Annotated in this window: 19 protein-coding genes; 14 read left to right on the top strand and 5 right to left on the bottom strand. The window is 36.5% G+C overall.

The features are described from left to right. Positions 1–80: 80 nt before the first annotated feature. The 5 genes from glpK (at position 81) to IGI97_RS05975 (ending at position 5,812) form a co-directional block, all read left to right on the top strand. Entirely contained in the window at positions 81–1,586 is a 1,506-nt protein-coding gene (glpK, locus tag IGI97_RS05955) for a glycerol kinase GlpK (RefSeq protein ID WP_002357138.1), read from the top strand. A 20-nt stretch (positions 1,587–1,606) separates the two neighbouring features. Continuing rightward, positions 1,607–3,436 (top strand): type 1 glycerol-3-phosphate oxidase, encoded by a 1,830-nt coding sequence (gene glpO / locus IGI97_RS05960; protein WP_438738190.1) that lies wholly within the window; start codon positions 1,607–1,609, stop codon positions 3,434–3,436. 7 nt (positions 3,437–3,443) lie between these two features. After that, positions 3,444–4,163 (top strand): MIP/aquaporin family protein, encoded by a 720-nt coding sequence (locus IGI97_RS05965; RefSeq protein WP_002357140.1) that lies wholly within the window; start codon positions 3,444–3,446, stop codon positions 4,161–4,163. Positions 4,164–4,446: 283 nt separating this feature from the next. Beyond that, entirely contained in the window at positions 4,447–4,974 is a 528-nt protein-coding gene (locus IGI97_RS05970) for a 5-bromo-4-chloroindolyl phosphate hydrolysis family protein (RefSeq protein WP_048737323.1), read from the top strand. Continuing rightward, entirely contained in the window at positions 4,967–5,812 is an 846-nt protein-coding gene (locus IGI97_RS05975) for a hypothetical protein (protein WP_438738192.1), read from the top strand. Before IGI97_RS05970 ends, IGI97_RS05975 begins: the two co-directional genes overlap by 8 nt. A 302-nt stretch (positions 5,813–6,114) precedes the next feature. On the opposite strand, the gene IGI97_RS05980 is transcribed toward IGI97_RS05975, so the two are convergent. Together IGI97_RS05980 and IGI97_RS05985 are read right to left on the bottom strand one after the other, a co-directional pair. After that, positions 6,115–7,623, bottom strand: coding sequence for a helix-turn-helix domain-containing protein (locus IGI97_RS05980; RefSeq protein WP_438738194.1), 1,509 nt, complete (start codon positions 7,621–7,623; stop codon positions 6,115–6,117). A 118-nt stretch (positions 7,624–7,741) separates the two neighbouring features. After that, entirely contained in the window at positions 7,742–9,655 is a 1,914-nt protein-coding gene (locus tag IGI97_RS05985; protein ID WP_002401795.1) for a PfkB family carbohydrate kinase, read from the bottom strand. Positions 9,656–9,801: 146 nt separating this feature from the next. On the opposite strand from IGI97_RS05985, the gene rihC reads away from it, so the two are divergent. The 3 genes from rihC to IGI97_RS06000 are packed head-to-tail and all read left to right on the top strand — an operon-like array spanning position 9,802 to position 12,645. Then, positions 9,802–10,755, top strand: a complete 954-nt coding sequence (gene rihC, locus IGI97_RS05990) for a ribonucleoside hydrolase RihC (RefSeq protein ID WP_002383111.1) — start codon at positions 9,802–9,804, stop codon at positions 10,753–10,755. A 16-nt stretch (positions 10,756–10,771) separates the two neighbouring features. Beyond that, on the top strand, positions 10,772–12,145 hold the full coding sequence (gene dcuC, locus IGI97_RS05995) for a C4-dicarboxylate transporter DcuC (protein WP_002360057.1): 1,374 nt from the start codon (positions 10,772–10,774) through the stop codon (positions 12,143–12,145). 11 nt (positions 12,146–12,156) lie between these two features. After that, entirely contained in the window at positions 12,157–12,645 is a 489-nt protein-coding gene (locus IGI97_RS06000; RefSeq protein ID WP_438738197.1) for a GNAT family N-acetyltransferase, read from the top strand. Between the two features lie 78 nt (positions 12,646–12,723). Here the strand turns inward: IGI97_RS06000 and IGI97_RS06005 are convergent, their stop codons facing one another. Then, complete coding sequence (locus IGI97_RS06005) at positions 12,724–13,752, bottom strand: lactonase family protein (protein WP_002366856.1); 1,029 nt, start codon at positions 13,750–13,752, stop codon at positions 12,724–12,726. A 191-nt stretch (positions 13,753–13,943) separates the two neighbouring features. On the opposite strand from IGI97_RS06005, the gene clpX reads away from it, so the two are divergent. Then, positions 13,944–15,197, top strand: coding sequence for an ATP-dependent Clp protease ATP-binding subunit ClpX (gene clpX, locus IGI97_RS06010; protein WP_002357154.1), 1,254 nt, complete (start codon positions 13,944–13,946; stop codon positions 15,195–15,197). Positions 15,198–15,294: 97 nt separating this feature from the next. After that, positions 15,295–15,876: a ribosome biogenesis GTP-binding protein YihA/YsxC gene (gene yihA, locus IGI97_RS06015; protein ID WP_002357155.1), complete on the top strand. Its 582-nt coding sequence runs from the start codon at positions 15,295–15,297 to the stop codon at positions 15,874–15,876. Positions 15,877–15,892: 16 nt separating this feature from the next. Here the strand turns inward: yihA and IGI97_RS06020 are convergent, their stop codons facing one another. Further along, positions 15,893–16,045, bottom strand: coding sequence for an SPJ_0845 family protein (locus IGI97_RS06020; RefSeq protein WP_002362024.1), 153 nt, complete (start codon positions 16,043–16,045; stop codon positions 15,893–15,895). A 177-nt stretch (positions 16,046–16,222) separates the two neighbouring features. Here IGI97_RS06020 and yidD point away from each other — a divergent pair, with 177 nt between their 5' ends. Continuing rightward, complete coding sequence (yidD, locus tag IGI97_RS06025) at positions 16,223–16,525, top strand: membrane protein insertion efficiency factor YidD (protein ID WP_002357157.1); 303 nt, start codon at positions 16,223–16,225, stop codon at positions 16,523–16,525. 2 nt (positions 16,526–16,527) lie between these two features. Beyond that, a complete protein-coding gene (locus IGI97_RS06030; RefSeq protein ID WP_010819454.1) occupies positions 16,528–17,409 on the top strand; it encodes an ROK family protein in 882 nt (293 codons plus the stop codon). A gap of 40 nt (positions 17,410–17,449) precedes the next feature. Here the strand turns inward: IGI97_RS06030 and IGI97_RS06035 are convergent, their stop codons facing one another. Then, entirely contained in the window at positions 17,450–18,061 is a 612-nt protein-coding gene (locus IGI97_RS06035) for an FUSC family protein (RefSeq protein WP_002365791.1), read from the bottom strand. A gap of 102 nt (positions 18,062–18,163) precedes the next feature. Here IGI97_RS06035 and IGI97_RS06040 point away from each other — a divergent pair, with 102 nt between their 5' ends. Continuing rightward, the gene (locus IGI97_RS06040) at positions 18,164–19,123 is read left to right on the top strand and encodes an aromatic acid exporter family protein (RefSeq protein WP_002360063.1); all 960 of its coding nucleotides are present in this window, start codon (positions 18,164–18,166) and stop codon (positions 19,121–19,123) included. Positions 19,124–19,240: 117 nt separating this feature from the next. After that, positions 19,241–20,176 (top strand): hypothetical protein, encoded by a 936-nt coding sequence (locus tag IGI97_RS06045; protein WP_438738199.1) that lies wholly within the window; start codon positions 19,241–19,243, stop codon positions 20,174–20,176. Positions 20,177–20,319 lie beyond the last annotated feature (143 nt).

The raw sequence follows: 20,319 nt of genomic DNA on the forward strand, positions 1-20,319 counted from the left end.
TTGACATGTTTAGTTATTCTTTTGTTTGTAAGATAGGGACATAAAGAAAACGATTTCAAAAACGTTTAGGAGGAATTATCATGGCAGAAGAAAAATACATTATGGCGATTGATCAAGGAACGACTAGTTCTCGTGCAATTATTTTTGATAAAAAAGGAAACAAAATTGGTAGTTCACAAAAGGAATTTACTCAATATTTTCCTAATGCAGGTTGGGTGGAACATAATGCCAATGAAATTTGGAATTCTGTTCAATCCGTTATTGCAGGTTCTTTAATTGAGTCAGGAGTGAAACCAACGGATATTGCCGGAATTGGGATTACAAACCAACGGGAAACAACCGTTGTTTGGGACAAAGCAACTGGGTTACCCATTTATAACGCAATTGTTTGGCAATCACGCCAAACGACACCTATTGCTGATCAACTAAAAGAAGATGGCTACAGCGAAATGATTCATGAAAAAACTGGGTTAATCATTGATGCTTATTTCTCAGCAACGAAGGTTCGTTGGATCTTAGATCACGTAGAAGGTGCGCAAGAACGTGCAGAAAATGGAGAATTGATGTTTGGAACAATTGACACTTGGCTCGTTTGGAAATTAACGGGAGATACTCATGTCACTGATTATTCAAATGCAAGTCGGACGATGTTGTTTAATATCCATGATTTAGATTGGGATCAAGAAATTTTGGATCTTTTAAATATCCCACGAGTGATGTTACCGAAAGTCGTTTCGAACTCTGAAGTGTATGGATTAACAAAAAATTACCATTTTTACGGAAGTGAAGTTCCTATCGCTGGGATGGCTGGTGACCAACAAGCCGCTTTATTTGGTCAAATGGCCTTTGAACCTGGGATGGTTAAAAATACCTATGGAACAGGCTCATTTATTGTCATGAACACTGGCGAAGAACCTCAACTTTCTAAAAATAATCTGCTTACCACTATTGGCTATGGCATTAACGGCAAAGTATATTATGCCTTGGAAGGAAGTATCTTCGTGGCTGGTTCAGCGATTCAATGGTTACGAGATGGCTTAAAAATGTTGCAAACGGCTGCGGAATCTGAAGCAGTAGCCAAAGCGTCAACAGGGCACAATGAAGTTTATGTGGTTCCTGCATTCACTGGTTTGGGTGCACCATATTGGGATTCACAAGCGCGTGGGGCTGTCTTTGGATTGACGCGCGGTACCACGAGAGAAGATTTTGTCAAAGCGACACTTCAAGCAGTTGCGTATCAAGTTCGTGACATTATTGACACGATGAAAGAAGATACAGGAATAGACATTCCTGTCTTAAAAGTAGACGGTGGAGCAGCAAACAATGATTTCTTGATGCAATTCCAAGCAGATATTTTAAACACTGCTGTTCAAAGAGCCCATAACTTAGAAACAACGGCCTTAGGCGCAGCTTTCTTGGCGGGCTTAGCGGTTGGCTTCTGGAAAGACTTAGAAGAAATCAAAGCATTCCAAGAAGAAGGACAACAATTTGAACCAATTATGGCGGAAGAAGAACGAGAAGATTTATATGAAGGTTGGCAACAAGCAGTAGCAGCTACCCAACAATTCAAACGTAAAAATAAGTAAATGGAAAAGGGGAATTTTCTATGACTTTCTCAATAGAAACACGCCGACAATCAATCGACGCTTTAAAAACACAACACTTAGATGTCTTAATTATTGGTGGTGGCATTACTGGCGCAGGCGTTGCCCTGCAAGCCAGTGCCGCTAAAATGAAGACAGGGTTAATTGAAATGCAGGATTTCGCAGAGGGCACCTCTTCACGATCAACCAAATTAGTTCATGGTGGTATCCGCTATTTGAAAACGTTTGACGTGGAGGTGGTAGCAGATACAGTGAAAGAACGAGCCGTCGTTCAATCCATTGCGCCACACATCCCTAAAGCGGATCCCATGTTATTGCCAATTTATGATGAGCCAAATGCAACATTTAATCTATTTTCTGTCAAAATAGCAATGGATTTATATGATCAGTTAGCTGATGTAACAGGTACCAAGTACGCCAACTATTTGTTAACAAAAGACGAGGTTTTGGCACGTGAGCCACAACTAAAAAGTGAAGGTTTACAAGGTGGCGGTGTTTATTTAGATTACCGAAATAATGATGCTCGTTTAGTTATTGAAAATATTAAACAAGCAGTAGCTGACGGGGCACATGCTGTGAGTCGGGTTCAAGCGGTGGGCTTTTTATACAATGATGAAGGAAAAATTACTGGCATTCAAGCAAAGGACCTACTAACTGACGAACAGTTTGAGATTCACGCAGATGTTGTGATTAATACTACTGGTCCTTGGTCAGATAAATTAAGAGGCATAAACAAAAATGATTCATTTACACCACAAATGCGTCCAACCAAAGGGGTTCATTTAGTTGTCGACAAAAGCCGTTTAAATGTTCCTCAACCAACGTATTTTGATACAGGTAAACAAGATGGCCGCATGGTCTTCGTTGTTCCAAGAGAAGAAAAAACATATTTTGGGACGACGGATACAGATTACCATGGAGACTTTCAACATCCAACAGTAGAACAAAGTGATGTGGATTACCTATTGGAAGTAGTCAATAATCGTTATCCAGAGGTACAATTGACAATTGATGATATTGAAGCCAGCTGGGCTGGCTTACGACCTTTAATTTCTGCTAACGGTGGCTCAGATTATAACGGGGGAAACAATGGCAAACTTTCAGATAAAAGTATTGATGAAGTCATTGATGTAGTTGACAGATACCAAAAAAATCAAACAGATAAACGAGAAATTGAAGAAGTCCTAAACCATCTAGAAGACAGTTTGGTGGAAAATAAAGTCAATCCTTCAGCTGTCTCTCGAGGCAGCTCATTGGAAAGATCAGCGGATGGCTTGCTCACTTTGGCTGGTGGGAAATTAACAGATTATCGTAAAATGGCAGAAGGTGCGATGAAAATGATTCAAACCATCTTAGCAGAAGAATACCAGAAAGAATTCACCTTAATTGATTCTAAAAACTATCCAGTTTCAGGCGGGAAATTGAACCCTGCAACGGTAGACGAAGAATTAGAAGCGTTGGCAAAACATGGCGTATCTAAAGGGTTAAGTGAAAAGGATGCACTATACTTAGCTCATTTATATGGCTCCAACGTACCAACTGTTTTTGAAATGATTGATGATGCCAAAGTAATTCCTGGTTTAACCTTAACAGAAACTGTCTCTTTAAACTATGCGATGGAAGAAGAAATGGCTTTAACACCCGTCGACTTTTTATTGCGACGGACCAACCACTTATTATTTATGCGTGATCGTTTGGACCAAGTGAAAGCGGGAGTCATTGAAGAAATGGCACAGCATTATCAATGGACAGCGGAAGAAAGAGCACGACACATTGAAACATTAGAAAAAGTAATTGAAGAATCAGATTTAAAAAATTTGAAAGTAGGGTGAAGAAAAAATGGGAACTTCGATGATGACACAATTATTCGGTGAATTTTTCGGAACGATGATTTTAGTTTTACTAGGGGATGGCGTCTGTGCCGCAGTTAACTTGAAGAAAAGCAAAGCCTTTGCTTCTGGTTGGGTCGTTATTGCTTTAGGTTGGGGCGCTGCTGTTACATTAGCTGTTTACATGTCTGGGTATATGAGTCCAGCGCATTTAAATCCTGCTGTAACAGTTGCGATGGCAATTACTGGAAACTTTGAATGGGGCATGGTTTTACCTTATATCGTAGCTCAAGTCCTAGGCGGTTTTATTGGTGGTTTAGTTGTCTGGTTAGCTTATTTACCCCATTGGAACATTACAGAAGACAAAGGTGCTATTTTAGGAACCTTCGCCACTGGTCCAGCTGTCCGTAACTATCCAGCCAATGTTTTAACAGAAATTATCGGCACATTTGTCTTGGTTTTTGGCTTACTAGCCTTTTCTCAAAACGACTTAGCGGCTGGCATTAACCCAATGCTTGTTGGGATTTTGGTCTTAGGACTAGGTCTATCATTAGGCGGACCTACAGGTTATGCAATTAACCCTGCACGTGATTTAGGACCTCGTTTAGCGCACCAAATTATTCCTGTGAAAACAAAAGGTGATTCTGATTGGGCTTATTCTTGGGTGCCAATTGTGGGACCTATCTTAGGTGCTTCATTAGCTGCAGTAATTTATTTATTCACTATTTAATAAAATGAAATGTAAATAGTTGTTTTAGACAATAAAAAACGCTTGTGAGAAGTAATCAATTCTTGCAAGTGTTTTTTGCTACATATTAAACAAAAAAAGATTTCCTTAGACATTTAGACAATTTGTCCAAATACGTAACAGAACAATTTTCCTATATGATACAATAAAAGTGCACAAGTAATTGGGGGAGTAACATTTCATACTTATTTGTCAATTTTAAGCTGGACAATGTGTTCAGTAATATATACTAATTTAAAAAGGAGTACATGATTTGAATGGGATAATGGTTTTGTTAGTGGGCGCTGGGTACATTGGTTGGGTTATTTATAGAAATGGTCGTACGTATTTCCGTTATAAAAAAAATCTAAAAAAATATCAAACGACGCACCATCTAACGGACAGTGACCTAGAGATGTACCAAAGAATTATGGACGAATTAAAAAAACAAATTATTTATTTAAACGAACTAACGAATAAGTCACGAAATTTAAAAAAAATTGAACAAGTAGAACTGGGTGTTGCTTCCGCTAAGGGCATCTTTAAACACTTAGTGAAGTATCCTGAAGCAATTACTCATTTTAGTGATTTTTTATATCATAAGGTACCAGAGATTTTACGAGCATCAGAACGGTTTTTAAGCATTAAAGAAGATAAATTGTCAACAGAAGAAATAACACTTGCAACCAATGGTATCTTAAGTACCATACGAGTATTGTCGGAAAGTATCACAGATGATTATGAAAGATTAGTCTCCGAAGCATCTGAGGAAATTGCCTTATCAAAAAAATTAGTGGAGAGAAAAAATGGCTAAACAAAAGAATTTTTATGATACATATGATGCGCTTTTTCAAAAGCCAAAATGGTCGTTTTTTCCTGTCACAAGAACAGACACAGTAAAGCAACTTCCTAACCCAAATAAAAAAGTGGTAAAACCACAGACGAAAAAAAAGAAAAAACAAAAAAAGAACAAAAAAATTATTTGGATAGGCATTGCTGTAGCAATTGGCTTTATAGTATATATTGATCTTGCGGAGAAAGATGATTATTGGGATTACTCCGCTTCATCAGAAGATGTTTATCCTTTAAAAGAAGCTGGACTTACCACAACTGGACCTGTTGATTTAGAAAAACCACTAAAAGTCACAATAGAAGAAAATAAACTTTTATTTAATCAAGGCTACCAAATAGAAATTATCGGCGATGCCGATATTGAAACCAGTGGCGGAAAGAACTTTTTAATTTTACCTTCTACAGAGGAGTATCCAGATACAAAATATCTAGGCAATATCAGTTTTTATGAAAAAAGAGACTATTATACATCGGCAGGTATGTACCTTTCTGGCAATCTTGTCAACAGTCTTTCTGATTATTTGGATACAAGTAAAGAGTTTATCAAAGCATATCCAATTGATAAAATTGCTGATGTACAAACCGGCTATATTTTAAAACGGAATCAAGGATATACAGACATCTCAAAATATTATCTCTTTAAAGATGGGACGGGATTTGAATTAGAATTCTCTTTTGACCAATCGGAAAAGGTCAAAGATCCCAAAGACTATTCTTCTTTTGTAAAAACATACGCAAAAGAAGTCGCTTTTATAGAAAAAAGTTTTAAATTTGAGTCTACTGATGAGGAATCTCGATAGAGAAAATAGTTTTCAGCTTCAAGTAGCGCCTAGCAATACCTTTGTTGAAAAAATGTAAGAGCCTGAGACAAAAAACACTTTGGATTTTTGTCTCAGGCTTAAAAACTGATCGGCAGTGGAAGCGTAGCACTTTAAGGACTGAAGTACGCTACTAGATTGTCTTTGAAGGTAACATAGAAAAGAACAGTAATATACAAGCGACCTACAAACTATTTTCTGTCAGACTAAAACTGGCAGAAGTGGTTTGTAGGTCGCTTGTTTTCATTATGGCTGGTGAGACAGGTTGGCGCTTGATGTTTGTTTTAATATTGCAAATCAAAAATGGCGATACTTATTTTACTGAAAATTAGTTCCCAATCTTCTCGGGTTAATTCTTCTTCTAAAATGTAAATTCGGTCAATTTCTTTTGGTAAATCAAATAAGGGATAGTCAGTAATCACAATATCACAACTAGAAAAATCGGTTCGTTCAAAAATAATATCCTCACTAAATGCTTGCTTGATTTTCATCATAATAAAGCTAGCAATGTAAAAATCGCGAGAATATGCAACACCAATTTTAATTTTTTTGCGGGGACTATAGTGCTTATAAATTCGTAACAACAATTCACATGTCCAAATTGGGTTCTCCTGATCCTTAAATCTTAACTGATAAGGGGAATGCGCTGAAAAGTTTTGATAAAAAGCATAGATTTCTTTCTGTAAATCTTTTTGATAAGTACTATTTTTATTGACTAAAAAATCTAGAATTGCGGTATTTGGTTGCTGTGAAATAAATAATTGGTTATAGATAATATTTTTAAATAAAATAAGTAAGAAGTAATGACGATCAAATTCACGTATTTTTGGAATTTGAAAAACTTCGCAAAAATTGGTTAATAAAGAATCAACGTAGAAATATTCTGGGCAAGAAATTTCATTTAGAGCAGCCAGTAAATCTTTGGCTCGTTTTGCTGAATCAAAATTATCAATGGCAATGGGTGCAATGATATCTACAACCCGCTGTTGATCTTCTGAAAAATTTGATTGGGAACAAAAAATAGTTTGTTTTGAGTCTGAGAAAAGCCTTAAATAAGGATGTTCTTCAAATTCTTTTTGGAGATCATCTTCACAAGTATATGGAAAGCGATATTTTGCGATGTGTAAAAGTAAATTTAATTTTAGTAGAGAAGCGTGTTCCAAGCGTTCAAGAATTTCTGGTTTAATATGTTGCGTCAGTATATCTTCAAAATAAGTAGAGGTATAACGTGGTAAGGCTAAGGTATTTAAAAAGATGGTCCAGTAGACATCAAGAAAAGCATATAGGACTTGAAATTCAGAACCTGTAATCACTTTACTCGCGGAGGGGGAAAAATGGACGGAAATTCCATACAAACCAAATAGTTTATTAATGTTATTTAACCGTTTGTAAATGTAAGATGAGCTAAAATTAGTTTCTTGACTCACTTTCCAGACAGAATTGTTTTCTTTTTTGATAATTGCTTGAAAAAGAATGAAGTCAGTAGAATGGACACAGTAATAATTAAATAATAAAAAATAGTGGGAAAGAAAATCATTGGAAGTCGTATGTAATGAAATTTTTCCGTGATGAATCTGAATCTCTAAGGTATTTTCAGGAAGGGTTGCTAAGTCTTCTTGAATTTCACGAAGATAAATTGATAAATTTTTAGTAGAAAGATCGAATTTTCGGGCAACACTAGATAAATCAAGGTTTGTTTGTTTTGCTAAGTATAAAAAGACAGCCAATTTTTTTTGTGTTTTCTTTGAAAGTAAAAATGTTTTTATGGCATCTTGTGTTTTGATGAGACTCACTCCTTAGTTATAACTTCTCTTTTATTATAATAGTTCACCTAATAAATTGTAATAAAAAAGAACAATTCTCATTGGTTTATGAGAAAATAACAAGATATTCAGCAGGAAAACACCTGTGTCAGTCGACACAGGTGTTACGATGAGCAAAAAGAGCGGGTTCTTTTTTTATCAAATAATTTTCCAAAGTGACATGATCAACTAAAGAATCAATCACCCCTTCTTTAGAAACTGAAAATCCTGCAGCCTGAATTGCTATTTGAATGGCTGCTTCAGTCGGATAACCTTTCGAAAGATAGGAGGCGAGCGCGCTGATAAAGCTGTCACTGGCACCAGTGCTATCCACAGCTATATTTTCTGTTGCAGGGAAATAGTGGCACACTTGGGGTGTTTTTAATAACACGCCTTTTTTTCCTAAAGTAACAATGACATTTTTTACGCCCATTTCTAAGAAGTACGCCGCTTTCTCTTCTAATGTACCAGTATCTGGTTGAAGTTCCAATAATTCATCTTCATTGGGAATGAAAAAATCAACCTTTTCTAGTATATTCACTGGAATATGATGAATAGCAGCTGGTTTTAAAATAATCGGTACCCCTGAATGTTGGGCAATTTCACAAGCTTTCTCTACAGCAGACAAAGGAATTTCTGTTTGAATGAGACAAAAACTGGCATCCATAAATAGGTGTTTTTGCTGTGCGATTTTTTTAGGTGTAAGCGCTGTGTTTGCACCAGGTAAGATTGAAATCATGGAGTCGCCGCTTGTCTCAACATAAATATAAGCTTGACCAGTCTCAGTATCTTGAATACGTGTGATACCATCTGTCGTAACGTGGTATTTTTCTAATTCTTTATATAAGTAATTCGCATCTGTGTCTGAGCCTAAACAACCAATTAAGGTGGCCTGATGGCCCAGTTTGGTTAAGCCAACAGCTTGATTTAATCCTTTTCCGCCGGGGAATTTAGCATAGCTAGACAAAAAATTTGTTTTGCCGTTATGTGGTAAATTTGTTGAATACAGATAATTATCAACGTTTAAACTACCTACTACAATCATTTTGCTATGTGGATTAACACTAGACATGCCTAATGTATTTTTGTGATCTAGCACCAATTTTTCAGCGTCATTAATCAAGGCTGTTTTTTCTTTGCGTTTGTTAAGCAATAATAAGGCTAACTGGCTGCCAAACGTCTCTGTATCTAATAAGACGGAAGAAATATGATCAGGTAAAAATGAACGATCAATTTTTCGCTTAATTGCGAGTAAAGAGTAATTATCGGGGGTTCGCAAACCGCTCTGCTTTAAAAGCTGTTCCAAAAAAACAGCTTGGGTATAGTCATCGGTAAGGATACCCGTAATCCCATCTGTGATAAGCTGATTACTGAAATCAGCAGGGATAGTAGTTAAAATATTTTCTTTACTAAAGGGTAAATTGACATCAAATAAGGCTTTTTTATAGCCTGCAATAATTGCTTCTTTATATTTTTGGTTAGTGACGAAATAACTAATTTTTTTATGGTTATTCTGTAATAATTCTCGGGTTAAAACATAACTAGCTTCTTCATAAAGCCTCGCTAGAGAAGGCAATTCGTTAGTTGAGTGATTGACGAAATAGTAAGGAATCGTTAATTCTTCTATAAATTTCGCGTATTGTTTACTGTTTTCATTGATTGGGTCCCAAATAATGCCACTGGCTTGTTTTAAAGTTGGCGAGGTAATATTTTTCAGTTCTTGTTCTAAACTACCGTGACTATTTAAAATCAAGCAGTTATAGCCATTTTCTTGAGCTTTATCAATAAAGCTCGTAACCCAAGCCTCAAAAGTTTCATGGCTATTTAATAATAACACGAAGGTTTTTGTAGTACTATTTGTGACGAGATTTGCTGAGTAAGGTGTGTAGTTGTAATCTCGAACGATTTTTAAGACACGCTCACGGGTTTCTTTACTAATAGTTTGATCTTTATTATTTATAATTTTGGATACAGTTGAAGCGGAAACGCCAGCTAATTTTGCAATATCTTTAATATTCATCATTTTCGTCCTTTCACTGAACTCTTTTTTATAGTAAGCATTCTAAAAGCAGAAAGTCAAGAAAAAGCCTAATTATTTATTATTTAGAAATTCTGCTTGACTTTTAATGAAAGCGCTGTTAATCTCAAATTAAGAAAACGTTTCCGGAAATGTTTTTCCTAAATGTGAATGGAGGAAGAAAAATGGATACAAAGAAAAGACCAATCATTATTGATACGGACCCAGGAATTGATGATGCTGTAGCTTTAGCGATTGCACTGAATCATCCTAACCTAGAAGTTCGCTTAATAACGACGGTTGCAGGGAATGTAGATGTAGAAAAAACAACAAATAATGCCTTGAAACTTGTCGATTTTTTTGGGAAAAAGGTTCCTGTAGCCAAGGGGTGTAATTGTCCGTTACTTATTCAATTGGAAGATTCTGCTGAGATTCATGGGGAGACTGGCATGGATGGCTTTGAGTTTCCGCAACCTATCTCTACGTGTTTAGATATTCATGCAGTGGAAGCTATGCGAAAAGAAATTCTGTCTAGTGATGTTCCTTTGACCATTGTTCCAATTGCTGCATTAACGAATATTGCTTTGTTACTGACCCTCTATCCAGAAGTCAAAGAAAATATTGCAGAAATCGTCATGATGGGTGGCTCATTAGCAAGGGGAAATACAAATACAAGTGCCGAATTTAATACGTATGTCGATCCACACGCTGCACAAATTGTTTTCCAATCAGGTGTCCCGCTAACAATGGTAGGATTAGATGTTACAAGTCAAGCTGTGTTAACGAATCATGAAGTAACAGCCATCAGAGCGCTTGGTAGAGTGGGGGAAATGTTTTATGGTCTTTTCCGTCATTATAGAGGCGGCAGTTTAACTACAGGTTTGAAAATGCATGATGTCTGTGCGATTGCCTATTTAACTTCACCAGAATTATTTGAGACAACTGAAACGTTCATTGAAGTTGCTTTGGAAGGTCCAGCTGCGGGAGCTACTGTTGCGGATTTAAAAATGAAGTATCATAAAAACACGAATGCCGTTGCCTGTATAGATGTAAACGTTGAAGCTTTTCAAAAATGGGTTGTCGAAAAAATGAAAGCGGTTAATTAACTGAAGGAGGATAAGTATGATTGAAAGTTTATTGGTATTGGTCGTTTTAGTTGTTGTAGCCTATTTGATTGTAAAAAATTATCATCCCGCACTCAGCTTAATTATTGGTGCGCTTGTTCTACTTGCATGTGCATGGATGTTAGGACATCCCATTTATCCTGCAGGGGAAGGAACCGGTTTTGGATTATTTGATATTTTCTTGAAGTTTAAAGATACAATTATTGCACAAGTGAGTTCAGCAGGAATTGTAATTATGATTCTTTTTGGTTATTCAGGCTATATGAATGCAATCGGGGCCAATCAGATGGCTGTCAACTTTTTGGTGAAACCATTAATGAAGATTAAACGTAAATCGTTATTTGTCCCTGTGGTCTTTTTAATTGGAAATTTAATGTCACTGGTAGTTCCTAGTGCATCAAGCTTAGCGATTATTTTAATGTCTATATTATATCCGATGCTAGCCAGCATGGGGATTTCATCATTAACTGCTGCAGGTGTGATTGCAATGACGGCAACTATCATGCCAACACCTTTAGGCGCGGATAACGTAATCGCCGCAAATACCCTTGGTTATGATGTGTTAAATTATGTTGTATGGAATGCCAAAATTTCGCTGCCATCGTTATTAATCATTGCGGTTGCACAGTACTTCTGGCAAAAATACTGCGATAAAAAAGAAGGTGAGGCTGCCTATGTCTCATTAAATGAAGAAGGCTTAAGCAAACAAAAAGAATTTGATGTTCCTAAATTTTATGCAATATTGCCAATATTACCGCTATTATTAATTGTTGGAGTGGGAATCGCAGGAATGTTTATTAAAGGAATAACGATGGATATTTTTGTTCTTACATTTATTTCTTTCTTCATTGCTGTATTGGTTGAGACGCTTCGCTTGAAATCTTTTAAAAAGGTTCAAGATACGGCTGTCGAGATGTTTAAAGGAATGGGGCAAGGGTTTAGTCAAGTTGTGATGCTTGTCGTAGGCGGTTCATTGTTCACGTCTGCGATTCAAACGTTAGGAATTATTGATAGTATTATGGCATCTGTCGAAGCATCAAGTTCAGCAGGAATCGTTACGACCTTAATTTTCAGCGGTGCAACGACCCTTTTTGGAATTTTAAGCGGTGGTGGACTGGCAATGTTTTATGCGGTTATCGAACTAATCCCTGGGATTGCCGAAAAAGCTGGGATTGATGGTATTTTAATTTCCTTGCCAATGCAGATGATCGCGAATTTAACTAGAACGATTTCTCCTGTAGCAGCAGTTGTCATGATTGTCGCATCAACAGTAGGAGTTAGTCCCATCAGAATTTTAAAACGGACGAGTGTACCGACCATCATTGGCATTATTAGTGTGATTGTCTTGTCGATTCTATTGTTACCTTATTAAGAGAATAAACAATGAAAATTAGAGTGGCTGATGAGAAAGAGTTACCGATGATTTTTCCATTTTTAACAGAAGTAAAGGCATATATGGATGTTGTGGGCATTACACAGTGGACAAAGGACTATCCTTCTCAAGGAGATATTCAAGAAGACATTACAAAAAAACGATTGTATTTGCTAGTGCACGAAGAAATGATTTTTTCAATGGCAACGTTATGTATGGAGCAGGAACAAGACTTTGTTTGGTTAAAGCGCTTTGCAACTTCGCCTAATTATATTGCCAAGGGTTACGGCAGTTTGTTGTTCCATGAATTGGAGAAACGAGCAGTCTGGGAAGGAAGACGTAAAATGTATGCTCAAACTAATCATACAAACCATAGAATGATTCGATTTTTCGAAAGTAAAGGGTTCACAAAAATTCATGAATCTTTACAAATGAATCGCTTAGACTTTGGCTCTTTTTATCTATACGTTAAAGAATTAGAGAAGCAATACATCGTTTAAAATAAGAAAACAGGAGTCAGATGCAAACATTAATTAGCATCTGACTCCTGTTATTTTCCAAGGAAATAGTCAACTTAATTATACAAATAAAACACAAACACATTCGGGAACGGCAACATCTTTTTGAATCATTTCTAATAAGCCTGTTTCTTGGTTCCGACGATAAAGTGTTAAGTTATCAGAGTCTTGATTAGCGACAACAACGAAATCTTCAGACGGATCTAAATCAAAATCTCTCGGAATATCACCTTCTGTTGAAATTAATTGAATTCGTTCAATCGCTTCGCCATTTTCTGAAACAGCATAGACAGCAATCGAGTTATGGCCACGGTTTGAAGCATAAAGGAAACGGCCATCAGAAGAAATACGAATTGCAGCACCACCATTAAACGCATCATAATCAGCAGGTAAAGTAGAAACTTTTTGTAATTCAGTGAAAGAACCATCTGTTTCATCATATGAAAGAACTGAAACAGTGCTATCTAATTCACCAAATAAATAAGCCAATGATTTTGTTGGGTGGAACACTAAATGACGTGGACCAGTCCCTGGCTCAGTCACGAATTGAGCGATTTCAGAAAGCTTTCCATCTAAGCTAACATTATACGTATACACACGATCGGTTCCTAGATCACAGACGACTAAGCGTTGATCAGGCGTCAAATCTGTGTAATGAACATGGGCATTGTTTTGGTTTTCATGAGGACCAGTTGGCTCTGTATGAATCACTTTGTCAGCATCTTCCAAAGAACCATCTTCTAAGATACGATACACGTGAACGATACCTTGGTGATAATTTGCTGCATAGACAAGTTGTCGGTTTTCGTCAACAGCTACATAACATGGCGGCGCACCTTCCTCAGTTACTTTATTCAATAAGTTAAAATGGTCCATTTCTGGTTGATAAGCGGCAGTGCCACCTTCACCGTCAACACTAGTGACGCTAAAAAGTTCGCCCTTTTGACTCAGAGCAAGATAGGTAGGACTCGTTTCTTCTAACAAAAGTGTCGCTTCTGTTAAACGACCTTGTGTCGTATCTAATGCAATTTTATAAATGCCTTGGCTGGCTCTTCGAGTATAGGTACCTAGTAAAATTTGTTCTAACATCACAATTCCTCCAATTTGTTTCAACACCATCACTTTTTATGAAAGTGCTTTTATATAATGTAGTATACCATAAGAAGTCTAAGAACAATAAAACTTTCTATCTGAGATGTTCGCATTTTAAAGTGGTTTGTGCTATTATGATGAGAGACTGTGATGACAGTCATTTTTTGATTTTTAGAGGGGTGACGAACATGTACGACAATACGGATAATAACGGGACCGTTCGTTGTTCATTTTGTGGGAAAACACAAGAAGAAGTAAAAAAAATTGTTGCTGGTCCGGGTGTCTATATTTGTAATGAATGTATTGATCTATGTAAAGAGATTATTGATGAAGAATTTTATGATGAAGCAGTCCGAGAATTAACGGATGTGCCAAAACCCCAAGAAATTTTAAATGTTTTAAATGAATATGTTATTGGACAAGAACGTGCAAAACGCACACTTTCTGTTGCTGTTTACAATCACTATAAACGTGTGAATCAATCAGAAACAGCTGCAACTCAAGATGACGTTGAATTGCAAAAAAGTAACATTTGTTTAATTGGACCAACAGGTTCAGGTAAAACTTTCTTGGCTCAAACGTTAGCAAAAACATTAAATGTACCTTTTGCAATCGCTGATGCGACCAGTTTAACAGAAGCAGGTTATGTAGGGGAAGATGTTGAAAACATCCTTTTAAAATTACTACAATCTGCTGACTATAATGTTGAACGTGCGGAAAAGGGCATTATCTATATTGATGAGATTGATAAAATTGCCCGTAAGAGTGAAAATGTTTCGATTACTCGAGATGTTTCAGGTGAGGGTGTTCAACAAGCCTTACTAAAAATTCTTGAAGGAACAGTTGCAAGTGTACCACCACAAGGGGGCCGCAAACATCCACATCAAGAATTTATCCAAATTGACACAACGAATGTTCTCTTCATCGTTGGTGGAGCATTTGATGGAATTGAAACCATTGTTAAAAACCGCTTAGGCGAAAAAACTATTGGTTTTGGTAAAACTAATTCTGCTTTAAATGAAGAAGAAAGCATCATGCAACATATTATTCCAGAAGATTTATTGAAATTTGGTTTAATTCCAGAATTTATTGGACGCTTACCTGTAATGGCTGCGCTTGATAAATTAACGAATGATGATTTAGTTCGAATTTTAACAGAACCGAAGAATGCCTTGGTGAAACAATATCAAAAATTATTGTCTCTTGATGACACTAAATTAGAATTTGAACCAGAAGCATTAAAAGCGATCGCAGCCAAAGCCATTGAACGTAATACTGGCGCACGCGGACTTCGTTCAATCATTGAAGAAATTATGATGGACGTAATGTTTGATGTTCCTTCAGATGAAAGCATTGAAAAAGTTATCATTACTAAAATGGCCGCTGAAGGTACCGGTAAACCAACAATTATTTATAACAAAAAAGATAAAGAAGCTGTATAAGATTGAAGCTGAAAACAGCTCTTTCGGCGGATCTCCGAAAGAGCTGTTTTTGTTAAGCTTTTGAATGAAAGACTGAATAGAAGAACGGAGGAAAACAATGAACGTACATAATGCAGAAATCGTGATTAGTGCGGTATCCCCTAAACAATATCCTGAATCTCAATTACCGGAGATTGCTTTAGCTGGACGTTCGAACGTTGGGAAATCATCTTTTATTAATACCTTGATTAATCGTAAAAATTTAGCAAGAACTTCAGGCAAACCTGGTAAAACGCAAACGCTAAACTTTTATTTAATTGAGGACGCCTTACACTTTGTGGATGTTCCTGGCTATGGTTATGCCAAAGTTTCTAAAACAGAACGTGCGAAGTGGGGAAAAATGATTGAAACGTATATCACGCAACGTGAGCAATTACGTGCAGTCGTTTCTTTAATTGATTTACGTCATCCGCCGACCCAAGATGATATCCAAATGTATGAATTTTTGAAATACTATGATTTGCCAGTTATTATTGTGGCAACTAAGGCAGACAAAATTCCGCGGGGCAAATGGAACAAACACGAGAGTGTCATCAAAAAAGCCTTGAATTTTGATAAACAAGATGACTTTATTATTTTCTCTTCTGAAACAAAAGAAGGAAAAGAAGCAGCTTGGACAGCAATTGAAAAATTTCTATAGAAAAAAACAAGCAAAATTACTCTTTTGCTTGTTTTTTTGCTTCTTCTTTTTTTGCTTCTTGTCGTTGTTTTGCCAGTTCTTCAAGAGGTACTTCTTTCTTTAATGGATCAACGGCGAAAGAATCGAAGAGTTTATCTAAGTCATTGGAACGTTCAAATTTTAATCCCATTTACTAAGCCTCCATTCCTTTTTTTATAGTGTAGCACGTTTTTTTTCATTTGGATAGCAACAGAAATGTAAGAATTCGTCATAGTTGGGTCTAGTGTAATTTCTCGTAACTAGGACTTGCCAAACATGAAAAAACAAGCTATTCTTTAGTAAGAATTAGTTAGAAAGAAGGCACTTTATGAAAAATCCGTTAATCGGCGGTGTTCGTTTTTATCAACGATTTATTTCTCCAGGATTGCCTGCACGTTGTCGCTATTACCCAACGTGTTCACAATATATGATTGATGCAATTCATACACATGGAAGTGTCAAAGGAACAACGATGGGGGTAGCACGGATTTTACGATGTCATCCTTTTGTTAAAGGCGGCATTGACTATGTTCCGTTGAAATTTCGCTTGACGAAAAATCCTGATGAGACCTATCATGGACCGTATACGTATCGAAGAAATAAGAAAACAGAAGTAGAAAAGGATGGATAAATATGGCAATTTTAGCATTTGATCTTGGCGGTTCTTCCGTGAAATACGGCGTTTGGACAGGCAAAGAATTAACAAATCAAGGGAGCTTTCCAACACCTGGCTCTTGGGAAGAAATGAAAGCGTATTTATATTCGGTTTATGCAGACAAAAGAAATGAGTCGATTAGTGGTGTTGCTTTTAGTTCACCTGGAGTAGTTGACGAAAAAAGTCAACAGATTTTAGGGATTTCCGCCATTCCATATATTCATCATTTTAACATTTATGAAGAATTAGAAGCGTTGTTTGGGTTACCAGTGACTATCGAAAATGATGCGAATTGTGCTGGTTTAGCTGAGATATATGAAGGCGCGGCGAAAGGGAAAAAAGAAGTGCTTTTTGTCGTTATTGGGACAGGAATTGGCGGAGCGATTTTTCGCAATGGCGAATTGTACAAAGGCGCTCATTTATATGGAGGCGAGTTTGGACTGAACTTTTTAAGTAATGGCCAAACATTCAGTGAAATTGGCACAGCTGTCAAAATGGCTCAGCGCTATTGTGAACGAATTGGAGTCGAAAAACAGGCGGTGACAGGAGAAGAAGTTTTTGAACTGGCACAACGAGGGGATGAGATTGCTCGCGAAGAAGTCAATAATTTTTATGATTATTTAACACAAGGATTATTCGGCTTACAGTTTTCTTATGATCCTGAAATGATTGTACTCGGAGGCGGTGTTTCTGCTAAAGAAGGCTTATTAGCAGAGATTAATCGCCGGATGCTAACGCATTTACAAACCTTTGAATTAAAAGATTTTGTTCCAGAAATCGTGACCTGCCATTATCAAAATGATGCCAACTTGATTGGTGCAGCCGCCAACTTTCAAGCAAAAACGAATTGGGAACTATAAAGAAACAGCCGATTGTTATTCTCTTCAATCGGCTGTTTCTTTATTTATTTGCCTTGTCGTCAGTGTTTTCTTCTGCAGCAATCCGCGCTTGAACTTGTTGGCGTAAAGCTTCTAGTTCTTTTTCTTTCTTTTCTAATTCAGCTAAATCTTCAGAAATTTCATGGGCTTCTTCTGCTGGCTTAGGTTGTAAAAAGACGTTTAAACCAATCGCTATAAAGGTCCCAATGAATGTATCCAACACACGTTCCATTGCATATTGAAAGGAATCGCTTTGCGGAATACTTAAAGAAATCATTAAAAGTGTCGCAGTTGCAGAAATGATTCCAGCATTGTTATTAATCCCATCAGAAACAACGATGACGATAATGACTAAAAGTGGTAGCAGCAGTAATTCTACTAAGTGTTGATTAGGAAAATAATCTTGTGCTAATACATAAAGCAAAGCTAAAAAGCCACCCAATGTGTTTCCAATAATGCGCGATTTTCCAAAAGACAAACTAGTATTTAAATCTTGTCTTAATGAAAAAACAGCTGCTAAACAGGCAATCATAGGTGAGCCACGATGGAAAAATTGAAATAAAAGAATACACAGCATGACAGCAATTGCTGTTTTTAACGTTCGCATGCCTAAACGAAATCGACCCACTATCATAAATATTCGCTCCTAAATAACTTTTCTCTTTAATGATAACCGAAATAGAGGTAAAATTACTAGAGAAAAGTGAAGAATTATTATTTTTTAAGGGGAGTATGCATGAAAATTGGTTTACGAACAGTCAAGACAGCCATTAGCGCTGCATTAGCAATGATTATTGCGGAAAAACTGGGATTACTTTATGCCCCTTCGGCAGGGATTATTTCAGTTTTAAGTGTTACTAGCACGAAAAAAACATCTGTCATGACAGGAATTTATCGTTTGTTATCCTTAGCTTTAGCAACTATTTTAGCGTATATTTGTTTTACTTTTTTAGGTTTTACAGCGATTGCTTTTGGTATTTTTTTGTTATTATTTATTCCAGCAGCTGTGTATTTTCAATTATCTGATGGGATTGTTGTGAGTTCCGTTTTGGTAACTCATTATTTAGTCGAAAAAAATCTTTCTTGGGCGATTATTGGAAATGAGTTTTTATTAATGAGTATTGGTGTGGGACTAGCGTTATTAGCTAATTCCTATATGCCTGATACAGAAAAACGTTTAAGAGAAGACCAAGAAGTCATTGAAACAATGTTTCGTAAAATTTTAAGGGAAATGGCGCTACATTTAAACAACGCTGCAGGAGAGCGAAATTTGGTCATGCATTGTGCAGATTTAAAAACCTTTATTCGCACAGGCGAGACGTGGGCCAAAAATCATGCCGAGAATCAATTGCTGTCTACCAATACGTATTATTTAGAGTACTTTGCGATGAGAAAAATGCAAAGTAATATTCTAAAAAACATGTTGGAATTATTAGAAGATATTACTGTTGATGCGCAACAAGTTCGCTATATTCAACAATTATTGGAATATACGGCAGAAACATTTGCAGAGAATAATGATGGACAAGAAATTATGAATCGAATTAAGACCGTTTATGAAACCTATCGCACAAAACCATTGCCGCAAACAAGAAGTGAATTTGAAAATCGGGCGCGACTCTTTCAGTTTTTACAATTGTTTCAGTCATTCATTCAAGTCAAAGCGGACTTTGCCAAATTACAACTAGATAAATAAACAAAAAAGAAACCTTTTTAAACGGAGGTTTCTTTTTTTGTTCTCTTAAAAATTCAGGCAAGTTCTTTAGTATTCATTGAGAATGTGTTAAACTAATGAGAAAGAAAAATAAAAGGAATGACCGCAATGGATAATGCTCAAGTGAAGAGAAAACATTTCCGTTTTCCAGCGTATGATGATGAACAGGGCGTAAAATTACCAACAGATAATGAACGTAACTTATTTCAAGATGATCTGATTGGTAAAGCAATGTCTGGTAGCCGAAGAACTGCAACATCTGCCGAAGATACTAGACAAAGCACACCATCCGTCCAACAACCAACAACGAATCAATCAACTACAAATAAACAAACACAACAATTAACGGCAGCACAACAAGAGCAATTAGCACGTCATCGTTCTAATTTGCCAGACTACACAAAACATGCTAGTAAAGCAACGAAAAAAAATAATAGCCTTTTTGGGACGCCAAAAGGAAATGGCTGGACACAAACGTATAAAAAAAAAGAAGTCGTAGCGAAACCAAGTAGACCTGCCGCATCACCATTAGTGCAGAAAACGACACCTTCTTATTTTGTTCCTAAATATATCCCGGCTTCTGTGATTCCTGAGGAACAGGAACCTAGTTTTACTGAAGAAGAGTTGCTAAAAGCAATGAAAAAAGATCGGCGTTCATATGTCATTCTTGATGATGAACCAACGGCTTTTCAAGTGAAAGATAAGGAAGAAGATCCAACGGTGCGGAAGTTTAATATTCCAACCTCAGAACCTGAGATTCCTTTAACTAGACGACAATATCAACAAATCAAACCAGACTTAGAACGTTTTGGCGAAGATGCGTTGGATTTACGTTCGCGTTCCCGTTTGAATGCCGCAAAGAAAAATGCTAAAAGTCAAACTGCTTATGGGAAAAAATTAGCAAAAGCGAATGCTCAAGTAGAGCCTGAAGCACCTGTGACAGAAGAGAAGAAAAAGGGCATCTTGGATAAACCATTAAGCGGGATGCTAGAAGATTCAAGTTCTGTATTAGAAAACAGTAAATATTTTAGTTAAGAGATGAAACTTGCATGTGGAATTGAAACATGTAAGTTTTTTATTCTGTTTTAATAGTTGATTATTTTTTTGTTTTATACGATAATGAATCTCGTATGATTGAAATTTTTTTAAAAAAGGTATGTTTTATATAGTGACAGAGA

Origin of the sequence: Enterococcus sp. DIV2419, assembly GCF_051711865.1 — a bacterium.
Classification (GTDB): domain Bacteria; phylum Bacillota; class Bacilli; order Lactobacillales; family Enterococcaceae; genus Enterococcus; species Enterococcus faecalis.

What these genes read in the sequence shown, in the direction of transcription:
- dcuC (WP_002360057.1), top strand. Translation starts at nt 10,772, where the DNA reads ATGATTGAAAGTTTATTGGTATTGGTCGTTTTAGTTGTTGTAGCCTAT.
- IGI97_RS06005 (WP_002366856.1), bottom strand. Translation starts at nt 13,752, where the DNA reads ATGTTAGAACAAATTTTACTAGGTACCTATACTCGAAGAGCCAGCCAA.
- IGI97_RS05965 (WP_002357140.1), top strand. Translation starts at nt 3,444, where the DNA reads ATGGGAACTTCGATGATGACACAATTATTCGGTGAATTTTTCGGAACG.
- glpO (WP_438738190.1), top strand. Translation starts at nt 1,607, where the DNA reads ATGACTTTCTCAATAGAAACACGCCGACAATCAATCGACGCTTTAAAA.
- rihC (WP_002383111.1), top strand. Translation starts at nt 9,802, where the DNA reads ATGTTTTTCCTAAATGTGAATGGAGGAAGAAAAATGGATACAAAGAAA.
- IGI97_RS06045 (WP_438738199.1), top strand. Translation starts at nt 19,241, where the DNA reads ATGACCGCAATGGATAATGCTCAAGTGAAGAGAAAACATTTCCGTTTT.
- IGI97_RS06030 (WP_010819454.1), top strand. Translation starts at nt 16,528, where the DNA reads ATGGCAATTTTAGCATTTGATCTTGGCGGTTCTTCCGTGAAATACGGC.
- IGI97_RS06035 (WP_002365791.1), bottom strand. Translation starts at nt 18,061, where the DNA reads ATGATAGTGGGTCGATTTCGTTTAGGCATGCGAACGTTAAAAACAGCA.
- glpK (WP_002357138.1), top strand. Translation starts at nt 81, where the DNA reads ATGGCAGAAGAAAAATACATTATGGCGATTGATCAAGGAACGACTAGT.
- clpX (WP_002357154.1), top strand. Translation starts at nt 13,944, where the DNA reads ATGTACGACAATACGGATAATAACGGGACCGTTCGTTGTTCATTTTGT.
- IGI97_RS05985 (WP_002401795.1), bottom strand. Translation starts at nt 9,655, where the DNA reads ATGATGAATATTAAAGATATTGCAAAATTAGCTGGCGTTTCCGCTTCA.
- IGI97_RS05975 (WP_438738192.1), top strand. Translation starts at nt 4,967, where the DNA reads ATGGCTAAACAAAAGAATTTTTATGATACATATGATGCGCTTTTTCAA.
- IGI97_RS06040 (WP_002360063.1), top strand. Translation starts at nt 18,164, where the DNA reads ATGAAAATTGGTTTACGAACAGTCAAGACAGCCATTAGCGCTGCATTA.
- IGI97_RS05970 (WP_048737323.1), top strand. Translation starts at nt 4,447, where the DNA reads ATGGTTTTGTTAGTGGGCGCTGGGTACATTGGTTGGGTTATTTATAGA.
- IGI97_RS06020 (WP_002362024.1), bottom strand. Translation starts at nt 16,045, where the DNA reads ATGGGATTAAAATTTGAACGTTCCAATGACTTAGATAAACTCTTCGAT.
- yihA (WP_002357155.1), top strand. Translation starts at nt 15,295, where the DNA reads ATGAACGTACATAATGCAGAAATCGTGATTAGTGCGGTATCCCCTAAA.
- IGI97_RS06000 (WP_438738197.1), top strand. Translation starts at nt 12,157, where the DNA reads ATGAAAATTAGAGTGGCTGATGAGAAAGAGTTACCGATGATTTTTCCA.
- yidD (WP_002357157.1), top strand. Translation starts at nt 16,223, where the DNA reads ATGAAAAATCCGTTAATCGGCGGTGTTCGTTTTTATCAACGATTTATT.